The organism is Streptomyces brasiliensis (assembly GCF_014647875.1).
Classification (GTDB): Bacteria; Actinomycetota; Actinomycetes; order Streptomycetales; family Streptomycetaceae; genus Streptomyces; species Streptomyces brasiliensis.
In genome coordinates this window covers 1-10254 of record NZ_BMQA01000132.1, presented here as the reverse complement: position 1 = coordinate 10254, position 10254 = coordinate 1, and the positions used below count along the sequence as shown (strand labels likewise).

Genomic DNA, 10254 nt, shown 5'->3' with positions numbered 1-10254 from the left:
ACCGCACATTCTCCGGGCGTAATTCGGTGTCCGTCAAAGGGATCCGCTTGACGAAGACGCACGTTCCGTTGATGTCCAACTCTGCCGACCTGCCGCCGATGCCCGACCCGAGCGGGGTAACGGCTGCCACGACCTCCCCGAGCCGGTGGTCGCTCAGCAAGGAGAGTCGAGTGCTCACGGTCCCGTAATCAGCCAGGCGCGCGGCGCGCAGCAAATCCTGGTCCCGCATCGAAGGCTCCTCGGTGCCCGAACCAGAGCTTCGGCAATCCCACGTACGGCACGACCTCACGGTCAACTACCCGGGAATGAATTCCCGGGTAGTTGACAGTTCCGCCACTGCCTCCCGCAGGTACATCTCCAGCCGCCTGATCGATGCGGTCACGCCTCTCGTATCGAGCCGGCAGGTGTAGAGACGACGGACGAGTGTGGGCTGCCGCATGGGCAGAACCACGACGCTCGGCGGAGCGTCCAACAGCAACAACCGCGGCAGCAGCGCGACGCCGAGACCCGCCGCGACGAGATTGAGCGCAGTGCGGAAGTCCATGCCATCGAAGTCCAAACGATGTCCGCTTCCCCGGTCGCGGTCGACGGGTGACGCTGCCAAGTCGCGGACGTCGACCGCGGTGTTGATCCATGCGTCCGACGGAAGGTCGGCTGGGGTGACACTGTCAGCTCCGGCCAGGGGATGACCGACGGGAAGGACGACCATGATCGGATCGTCCATGAGGTGCTCTTGCATGAGCCCGGCGGGCAGCGGCCCGGGAGCGTGTTCGTAGTCGAAGGTGATGGCCAGGTCGATCTCTCCCCGGAACAGCAGCGCATGCGTTTCGCGCTGCTCAAGTTCGCGGAGTGTGATGTGAACTGCCGGATGGGTCGCACGCAGGCGTGCGAGCGCGGGAGGGACGATGGAGGCTGCCGCCGAGATGAACGCGCCGAGCCGCACCTCGCCGCCGGTTCCGTCCGCGAGCGCCGCGAGCTCGGTGGCAGCGCGACTCATCGACACGCTGATCGCGGCCTCGGTGTCGAGAAGGACCTGCCCGGCCTCGGTCGCACGAACGGGCCGCCGGACCACGACTCGCGCACCGACCCGTCGTTCCAGTTCCGCAACCTGCTGCGAGACCGCGGACTGGGTGTAGCCCAGCTCCTCTGCGGCAGCGGCGAACGAGCCGAGCCGCACGACAGCCGCAAGGGTCACCAGATGCCGCGGATCGAACAACCAAGACATGAAGTTAAGGATAGCTTATCGACCAAGAAGAGATCATTGCTTGTGCTAATCCAGAGGCGTGGCCGACGCTAGACGCATGGACTTCACGCAATTCGACACCGCGATCAACAAACTCCCCCGATGCCGGGTCGGGTTCTACCCCACTCCTTTCCACGCCTTGTCCAACCTGTCGGCGGCGTACGGGATCAACCTCTTGATGAAGCGCGAGGACCTGGCAGGACCTAGTGCGATCAGCGGGAGCAAGATGCGCCTGGCCGAGTTCATCCTGGGGCGGGCCCTCGAGAACGGAGTGACACACGTCATCACCCAGGGCGAATACCTGACCAACTCGGGCCTGCAGTTCGCCGCCGCCTGCCTGAACGTAGGAATCACGCCGATCCTGGTTCTGACGCGGAACGTGCCCCGGCATGGTGAGCTCGGCGAGTTTCGCGGCAACTATCTGCTCAACAAGACGATGGGTGTCGAAACCCACGTCATCAACGTCAGCGGCAACGTCTGGCATTCTCCGGACGAGGCCGCGCGAATCACCGACGCCATCGCGGTGCGCAAGGCCGAACTTGAAGCGCAGGGGCACGAGGTCCTCGTTGTCGGGACCGGTGGTGCGCACCCCGACGGCTTCATCGCGCACGCCCTGACACTCCGGGAGATGCTTGAACAGTCCGATGCCGCAGGGGTCGAGCTGGACTACGTTTACCACACGATCGGCACCGGGACCGCGCTGCCGGGGATGCTGGCGGCCAAGCTGAGTCTGGGACACTCGGTGAAGTTCCGGTCGATCTCCATCCAGAGGTTCAACGACGGAGACCGGATGAACCCCGGCGTGATTGTCGAACGGACCAAGGCGGTCCTGGCCACCTTGGGCGCGCCCGTACCCGACGACGCGACGATCCGCGCCGAGATCGACATCGACCAGCGCTTCATCGGCGAGGAATACGCCGTCGCTTCCGCCGAAAGCACAGCAGCCATCCGCGAGCTGGCCCGAGCAGAGGGCGTCTTCGTCGGCCCCGTCTACACCGGCAAGGGACTCGCAGGATTGCTCGACCACGCCCGCAGCGGGCGGATCCCCGTCGACAGCAACGTCGCGTTCCTGCACACCGGAGACACCGGCAACCTGTTCGAAATTCCCCAAGTCGTCGGCCACATCGCCGACTGAGCCCGCAACCTATCAGTCACGATCGGTGATCACCGAGGTCGCCTTGTGGGGCCACCGATCGCGGTGAGGGTGACGATGACGGCGATCAGGTAGCCGGTAGCGGCGAGGATCATGGGCAGCCGCAGGTGTGGCAGGTCCGGGCCTGCCGCACCGGGCCGCTGCAACGCGGTGCTGCCGAGCAGGGCGATGCCGAGCGCTCCCCCGGCCTGGCGCGCGGCGTTGAAGGTAGCGGCGCCGAGTCCGGTCCGCTGCGGCCGGAGCCCGGCCAGCGCGACCCCGGTCATCGCGGGCATGCACAGGCCGACACAGCCCGTGATCGCGCCGAAGACCGCCAGCGCCACCGTCCCCGAGTGGTCGCCGCAGGCGGCCAGCAGGCACGTGCCGAGCAGCCCGCCGGACAGCCCGAGCGCCATGGGCAGCCGGGGGCCGAACCTGCTGGTGACGCGACCGGAGAACAGGGCGCCGAGCGCGGTCACCGCGGTCAGCGGCAACAGTGCCACGCCGGTGACCGCGGCGGACTGGCGCAGCGTGCGCTTCAGAAAAATGGTGATGCAGAACAGCACGCCGTAGAGACCGAAATTGAACAGCAGCCCGACTCCGGTCGCACCGCTGAAAGCGGCTTCCGACAGAAGATCACCGAGCGCCAGCGAAACCGTTTGTACTGCTGGCGTTGGGCCGCAGTGACGGGTGCGATGGCCGGGTGCGCCAGATGCGGGGGCGACCCAGTCAGGGTGTGGAAGATCCAGCGTTGGGCGTGCGCGATGTCGGGGGTGTGGTTCGCGCGCAGGCGGCGCTCCAGGTGCAGCCAGTCCGCCAGCGCGACGAAGCAGGTGCGCGTGCCGAACAGGGCTCGGCGACGTGCGTAGTCGATGGGGCTGCCGTGTCGATCGAGGTGATCGGCCAGCAGGATCAGGGCGTGCAGGACGTCGGCGCAGTCCGGGCGGCGGGTGAGGTCGGCGAGCAGGGTTGACACGTTGTGGCTGCTGACCGTGGTGTCTATCAGGCGTGTGGCGGCCCTGATCGCGGTGGTGTTGCCGACCAGTAGGCAGGCGACGGCCGGGGAAGGGCGTCGGCCTGGGCGTCCGGCGAGGCGAGCAGCAGCAGCGCGCCCGCACTCGCGGAAGTTGGGCGTGGAGTGGGCGTAGAAGGCCAGGGACGCAGGCGTCCGCGCTCGTGAGAGTCACGTCACGGGGCGCAGGACGGGCGTACGCATTTGCAGGCAAGCGTTCCCTACCCTGTGTGATTACGTGAGCACGGCCCATCAGAAACCTTCGATTCAAATGGCCTAGGCCGTTTGACACGCCATGTGTCAACCTAGAGGCCACATGCGCCTCAGAATCCAAGGTAGTCATGCCGAGAGCCCGCACCAACCTCGTGACTGGACACCTCAAGGTTCGGCCGGGCTCTGCGCAAAGTCCCGTTCATGATCAGCAGAAGGAGACTTCCGTGTACCTCACCCCAAAGGAAGGAACACTGTGAGTCAGCCTAACAAGGACTTACCGTCCCCGGGCAGGTGGCTGCGCCGGACAGCGCGCTCGCTACGCGAATGGCCCAAGCGTCAGGGCCGGACCGTGTACCGGCAGATGCTGCGGGGGGCCTCGTACAGCCTCGGCAGCTGCGCCGTCAGCGCGGCCGTTGTCTGGTTCCAGACACACCACTGACCGGCCGAGCCTGAACTGAAGTACAGTGCCCTGGACTTGCCCTCCGTCCGGGGCACTGCTGCATGTACAACAGTGCGCGGGAGAGCGCAGCTGGAGACCATACGGGGCCGTGCCGACTTGGGCACGGAGTTGCGATCCTCGGCCACCCCGGAGGACAACCACCACGCCGATACCGGAGTAGCGTCCCGTGTAGGTGGATCGGTGGGCGACCGCCACCAGCAGCGGCATCGCCGTCTGGACGAGGGTGACGGTGTTGCGATCCTCGGCCGGCCCGGAGGGCGACCACCACACCCGGAGCCGATGACCCGGTGCCCCATCGCGTGGTCGTTGCGATCCTCGGCCGCCCCGAAGGACGACCGCCACCCGCGATGGCGCCGCCGCTGGTCTTGAACGTCTCCCCGTTGCGATCCTCGATCGCCCCGGAGGGCGACCGCCACCCGCGCGTAGATCCTCGGCCGCCCCGGAGGGCGACCGCCACGGGCCCGGCGCTGCCACGCCTCCGTGGTCGCCGCGTAGTTGCGATCCTCGGCCGCCCCGGATGTGCCACAAGAACTCCAGCCCCCGCTCCCCGTAGGGCAGATCCCGCGGCAGGGTGATTGCCGGTCCCTTCACCCGGGAGGTCAAGACCCGCAGGACGGGCAGGCCCGCGCCGTCTCATCCGCCGTGACCAGGTGCACCCGACGCGTCCCGTCGGTCAGCGACTCGACTCGCACGACGGACACCCCGTCAAGACCGAGCAGCAACGTCGTATCGTTGACCAAGCCCGTGGCTCCCCAATGATCCTTCTGCGTAGAGAACAGAAATGATCACTCAGGACCACGGGCGCCCTGCGTCCAGGGGCCAGTCCCGTCATACACACACCGTGACGAACAGTCAGCGCACCTGACGGGACGCACCGCTCAAGTTCGAAGACCCGTACCGACTCAGCTCTTCGGGCAGGTCCGGTGGAAGTCGATGTCGGGTACCCGCTTCTTCCAGTCCTCTCGGTCGAAGCCTCCGCCAGCGGCTCTGCAGGCCGTGCCGAGGGGCTCTGCGGCGATCTGCGGGAAGTCACCCAGGTCCAGGATGAAGGCGTTTCCCCCGCTCGTGGCGATCAGGGTCCGGCCGTGCGGGCCGACCATGACCACGTCGTCCACCTCGTCGGGAAAGCCGTTGAGGGTGTGTGCCAGGTAGGGCTGTCCGGGGGTGGCGACGGCCCACAGTCGCACGGTGCCGTCCTCGGCGGCACTCGCGAGCAGTGCCCCGTCGGGGTTGAAGGCCAGCTGGTTGAAGTCCGGGGTGTCGGGCCCCGGTATCTCCACCGAGCCGGCGGCCCGCGGTTCCCCATCGCCGCTGACTCTCCACAGCTGCACACCAGACCAGCCGCTCGGCGAGAACACCATGGTGGGCGCGGCCGCTACCAGGCTTCCGTCAGGAGAGGTGACGCCGATCCCGTTGTTTCCGAGTTGTTCCTGCACGGGCGGTCGTTTCAGCTTTCCGGAGGCGTAGTCCCACAGGGCGGTTCCGCCGAAGAGGAGGCGGCTTCCGTCCGGAGTGAAGGAGACGTGGTCGCCGACGACGGAGGACACGCCTTTGTCCGTGTGGGCGCGTTCCCTGGGGTGGGCGGGGTCGCTGACGTCCCACATGCGGATCCGGGGGCCCGCGCCCAGGGCGAGCAGGGGCCGGTGGGGCGCGAAGGCGAGTGAGGCCGTCAGTAGGTTGTCGTCGGCCGGCAGCATGCCGACTACGCGGGGGCGGCTGGGACGGGTGGTGTCCCAGAGGATGACTTGGCCGCCGACGGTGACACCCGCAAGGAGGGTGCCGTCCGTGTTGAGGGCGATGTCCGCGAGGAGGTCCTCGCTTCGGTCCGCGTGCCGGGGCGCGGTGGGGGTGGCGAGTCGGCGGGGTGCCGCCGGGTCCGACAGGCTCCACAGGCTGAGCGTAGTGCCCCTCGCGGCCGCGAGCAGCGTGCCGCCGTGCGCCACGGCGAGGTCACTAGCCGAGGGCAGCACCTTCAGCACCGCGGGTTGCCGCACCTGGGCCATGTCCCAGCGGACGACTTCGTCTCCGATACTGCTCAGCGACATTAGTGCGGAGCCGTCGGCAGTGAACGCCACCGCGTCGACGGGCCAGTTCTGCCCGGTCAGGGTGGTATCGGAGGACATGGCCTCCGGTTTGCCGACGTCCCAGAGGACGACGCGGTGATCGGCACCCCCACTGGCCAGGGTCCGGCCGTTCGGGGAGAAGACGAGGGACTCGACCCGGTCCGTCTGCGAGTTCTCGCTGAGCACCTTGGGTTTGCCCGGTGAGGTGGCGTCGATCAGCTTGACCGTACGATCGTTCCAGAAGTCGCCGACGGCGATCAGGTCGCCGTCGGGGCTGAAGGCGACCGTCTCGGTGGTCCTGTCCACGAGCCCCTGGGGCCACGGCCGAGCGGGGTCGGAGACGTCCCATATCCGCAGGCTCGAACCGGCAGTGACGAGATGGCGGCCGTCAGGGCTGAACCTGACGGCGTCGCTCTCCAGCAGGTCCTTGTCGCCGTCCGTGTCCTTGACGGTGGACAACTGCCGCGGGTGGTGCGGGTTGTGGAGATCCCAGAGCGCCATGGCCCCCTGCCCGACGTAGCGGGACGAGAAGGTGACGGCCAGCAGGCGCCCGTCCCGGCTGACGGCCACCGCCTCGGGCGCGCCGGGCATGCCCTTCGTGTGCAGGGTGGCCAGGTGGGGTGCCGCTCCCTTGCGTACGCCGGAGACGTCCCAAAGGTCCACGCCGCCAGCACCGCAGGTGGATGCGAGCAGCCGGTCGTGCGGCCCGCCGAAGGCGGGCGCCTGGACCTGTTTGGCGGAGGTCCGGCACGGCAGCGTGGCCAAGGGGGTGTGCGACACGGAGTAGCCGCCCGTGTTCCACACTGACACGACGCCGTCGTCCGGCTGCGCGATGGCCAGCGTACCCGCGTCGGCGGTGAACGCTGGGCTGCCCAGGCTGACTTGCGACTGCGTCAGCTCGGAAAGGCCCCGGAACGGGTTTCTGGCCAGGGTGGTGAACAGCGAGTGGCGAGTTTCGGCCCCGGGGTGGAGGGCGTGTGCGGCAAGCCCCAGTCTCAGGGCGGTGCGAGGGTCGTCGGCCCTGAGGCTGTCGGCCTCCGCCAGCAAGGCTCGGGCGGTGGCTGCCCGCTGCTGCGCCTCGGCGGTGCGCTGTTCGTGGAAGGCGAGGGCGGCGGCCAGCAGCGTCAGGCACAGGGCGCCGGCGAGGCCGGCGAGCACACGGCGCAGGACCCGGACCCGGCGCCGCTCGCGCTGCGCCTCCTCCTCGGCCACCTCCTGCGCGACCGCCACGAACTCCCTTTCAAGTATCGGGAGTTGCCTGGCCCGAGCGAGGTCGGCGGCGGCCTGCAGTCGACTGCCCCGGTAGAGGTACGTGGCGTCGCGGCCCGCCTCGTCCCACTCCGCGGCGGCAATGGTGAGCTGCTGGCGCAGCATCAGGGTGGCGGTGTTCTCCTCGATCCACTGCCGCAGCCGGGGCCAGGTCCGAAGTAGCGACTCGTGGGCGATCTGCACGGTGCCCTGGCCCGCGGTCAGCAGGCGCTTCGCCAGCAGCTGGTCGCGGATGTCCTCGGTGCCCGGCGGCAGTTCGGCGAGCGACACCTGGTGGCGTACGACGGCCGCGCCCCCATCCGGCGGGAGGTACACCAGGCGCAGGAGCAACTCGCGCATCGCGGACTGGCCTTCGCCGTCCAGCGACTCGTAGAGTGCCTTGGTGGTGACGGCCACGGACTCCCAGATCCCGCCGGTGGCCTGGTATCCGGCGAGAGTGAGGGTGACTCCGCGGCGCCGCAGCCAGGTCTCGCCAAGGGCGTGCGCGAGGAACGGGAGGGCTCCTGCGGTTTCGTCGGGGGAACGGCCTTCCCGCAGGTCCTGCATGAGCCGGTCGGTCAGTCCGGGTTCCAGGAGGAGGCCGACGGCCGTTGCGGGGCTCTCCACCGCGGCACGGAGTTCCGGTTCCCGGAGCGGCGGGACGGCGAGTTGGGCCTTGGCCAGGGCGATTTCGAGGCCGGGATGGTCGAGGCAGCCGCCGTAGTGGTCGGCACGCAGCCCGAGGACGACGCGGGGCCGCGTACCGGCCCGGGGGTCCGGGTCCTGCCCGGCGCCGGGTTCGGCGCCGGTGAGGAGGCTGATGAACGCGGTGCGCTCCTGCGGGTCCCGGCAGCGAGTGAAGACCTCCTCGAACTGGTCGACAACGAGCAGGCGGCACGTGTTGCGACCGGGCCGGGGCCCGGGGAACCACCCGGCGTCCAGTGCGGCACGCACCTCCTCCGCTTCCCGCCCCGTCGCCTCTGCCCACAGCTCCGTGAGGTTGCGCATCGGCCGGGCGCCGGGGGCGGGGAGGTACTGCGCGGGCTGCAGCGCCGTGCGGTGGGGCCCGCGGCCGCCCAGCAGGCCCGCACGCAGGAGGGAGGACTTCCCGGCACCCGAGCTGCCGACCAGCATCACCGGACCGTCGTACTCGTCCGGCCCCAGCATCGCGACGAGGCGTTTGGTGAGCTCTTCACGGCCGAAGAAGTAGGCGCTGTCCTCGGTGTGGAACGGCTTCAGCCCCGGATAGGGGCAGGGCACGTCCGCGGGCGGCTCGTCGTCCCGGCTCGGTGGCCGGCCCACCCGGTAGGCACGGTTGCGGGCGATGACGAGCGAGCCCAGCGTCCCGTCGCTGCGGCGGGCCGGGTGAACCCGGGGATCGTCGGCGAACTCCCGGTCCAGTGCGAGGTGCAGCCGGTCCGCGGTCAGCAGGAGCGGCCCGGCCGGGTCGCCCTCGTCGAGCAGCCTCAGCAGGCGTCCGGTGAACAGGGTGTGCGGCTCCCCTTCGGGTGCGAAGGAGGGGGCGTAATGCGACGCGGAGGTGAGCAGGAAGCTGCCCTTCGGTCTGGCGGTTGCGAAGGGGGCGCGGTGGCCGCCTCCCGCCGGGGGCGCCTCCGCCACGCCGGAGAAGCAGCAGTCAAGCACGACAAGGCTGCCCTGCGGTGCCTCACCCAGCAGACCGCGCACGGTGCGGTAGGCGACTGCCTCCGCGATGTGGCGGGCGGACCGGGCGCCGCGGGTGGCGAGGTACAACTCATCCCCCGGGCCCAGCAGCCCGTGCCCGACGTGGCAGAACAGCACCGGCCCGTCCCGCGCCTCGGCGACGGCCTCTTCGACCGCCGCGACGACCTGCGCCGGACCGGCCCCGGCCGGCACGCGGGTGACGTGGGCGGGGTCCATTCCGCACACCGTGAGCAGCGTGCTGCGGAGTCCGTCGAGTGTGGCGTCGACTGCGGGCAGGTCCTCGAGTTCGGAGCCGGGGGTGTGGCTACCGGTGCCGACGAGGACGGCGCGGGCACCGCCCGAGGCGAGATCACCCCCCGTCATCCGCCGTGCTCCGGGGTGATCGGGCCACCGCCCTCCCCGTCCGGGCCTGCCAGGCGTTCGGCCAGGTCGGCCGCCTCCTGCAGGCTCATAGTGCGGGCCTGGCGGGAGGAGATGACGATCCTGGTCCCGTCGGGACGCGTCACGTCGACGGTGTGGCTGCTGCGCCGGCTCTGCACCCACGCGACCAGGGCACCGGCGAACGCGACTGCCACACCCCCCGGCTCCAGGACGGCGACCAGGGCGTCGGTCGCCGCGCCCATGGTGCCGGGCGGCCCCGACTCGTCCTCCCGCCCGATCCGGCCCCTGAGCTGGGGCACGTCGGTCAGCCAACTCCTCAGCGCGGCCGCGCCGTTCTCCGCTCCCGCATCATCGCGCACTGTCAGGACTATTCGCATACCGCCCTCGCCGATGTTCACGCCATCCGGCTCCTTCGGCAGCGTTCTCCGGGCGGGACGGCCCGTCGATCACCACCACCGGCATCATCCCCTACACCGGGCCCCGCTGAACCGGATCCCAGCCAAGACGGGCCGGGACGGGCCCGGGCCACCAACTCGGCAATCTGCCCGTCACCCGCGAGGTCGCGAACTCCGAGATCGGCAAGGGCTATGAACTGACCAAGACGCAGGTCATCCCGGTCACTGACGACGAGCTGCGGAACCGTGAGTACTCAGCTCTCCTTGCTGAGCGACCACCGGCTCGGGGAGGTCGTGGCAGCCGTTACCCCGCTCGGGTCGGGCATCGGCGGCAGGTCGGCAGAGTTGGACATCAACGGAACGCGCGTCTTCGTCAAGCGGATCCCTTTGACGGACACCGAATTACGCCCGGAGAATGTGCGGT

Annotated in this window: 6 protein-coding genes and 2 pseudogenes; 2 read left to right on the top strand and 6 right to left on the bottom strand. The window is 69.5% G+C overall.

Annotated features, from left to right (window positions below):
* A pseudogene (locus IEZ19_RS52370) lies at window positions 1-229 on the bottom strand (protein kinase family protein); the annotation flags it as partial.
* A gap of 66 nt (window positions 230-295) precedes the next feature.
* Window positions 296-1225, bottom strand: coding sequence for a LysR family transcriptional regulator (locus IEZ19_RS48210; protein ID WP_189317710.1), 930 nt, complete (start codon window positions 1223-1225; stop codon window positions 296-298).
* Between the two features lie 76 nt (window positions 1226-1301).
* Here IEZ19_RS48210 and IEZ19_RS48205 point away from each other — a divergent pair, with 76 nt between their 5' ends.
* Window positions 1302-2378: a 1-aminocyclopropane-1-carboxylate deaminase/D-cysteine desulfhydrase gene (locus IEZ19_RS48205; RefSeq protein WP_189317709.1), complete on the top strand. Its 1077-nt coding sequence runs from the start codon at window positions 1302-1304 to the stop codon at window positions 2376-2378.
* A gap of 29 nt (window positions 2379-2407) precedes the next feature.
* On the opposite strand, the gene IEZ19_RS54070 is transcribed toward IEZ19_RS48205, so the two are convergent.
* The 4 genes from IEZ19_RS54070 to IEZ19_RS48190 all read right to left on the bottom strand — a co-directional run bounded on the left by IEZ19_RS54070 (window position 2408) and on the right by IEZ19_RS48190 (window position 9833).
* Window positions 2408-2941, bottom strand: a complete 534-nt coding sequence (locus tag IEZ19_RS54070) for an MFS transporter (RefSeq protein WP_373297186.1) — start codon at window positions 2939-2941, stop codon at window positions 2408-2410.
* Entirely contained in the window at window positions 2914-3351 is a 438-nt protein-coding gene (locus IEZ19_RS54065; protein ID WP_373297185.1) for a hypothetical protein, read from the bottom strand. Before IEZ19_RS54065 ends, IEZ19_RS54070 begins: the two co-directional genes overlap by 28 nt.
* 1611 nt (window positions 3352-4962) lie before the next feature.
* Complete coding sequence (locus IEZ19_RS48195; protein ID WP_189317707.1) at window positions 4963-9417, bottom strand: caspase, EACC1-associated type; 4455 nt, start codon at window positions 9415-9417, stop codon at window positions 4963-4965.
* Window positions 9414-9833, bottom strand: a complete 420-nt coding sequence (locus IEZ19_RS48190) for an effector-associated constant component EACC1 (protein WP_189317706.1) — start codon at window positions 9831-9833, stop codon at window positions 9414-9416. The genes IEZ19_RS48195 and IEZ19_RS48190 overlap by 4 nt, the downstream gene beginning before the upstream one ends.
* Before the next feature lie 222 nt (window positions 9834-10055).
* Here IEZ19_RS48190 and IEZ19_RS52365 point away from each other — a divergent pair.
* Window positions 10056-10254: pseudogene (locus tag IEZ19_RS52365) on the top strand (protein kinase family protein); the annotation flags it as partial.

What these genes read in the sequence shown, in the direction of transcription:
- IEZ19_RS48195 (WP_189317707.1), bottom strand. Translation starts at nt 9,417, where the DNA reads ATGACGGGGGGTGATCTCGCCTCGGGCGGTGCCCGCGCCGTCCTCGTC.
- IEZ19_RS48210 (WP_189317710.1), bottom strand. Translation starts at nt 1,225, where the DNA reads ATGTCTTGGTTGTTCGATCCGCGGCATCTGGTGACCCTTGCGGCTGTC.
- IEZ19_RS48205 (WP_189317709.1), top strand. Translation starts at nt 1,302, where the DNA reads ATGGACTTCACGCAATTCGACACCGCGATCAACAAACTCCCCCGATGC.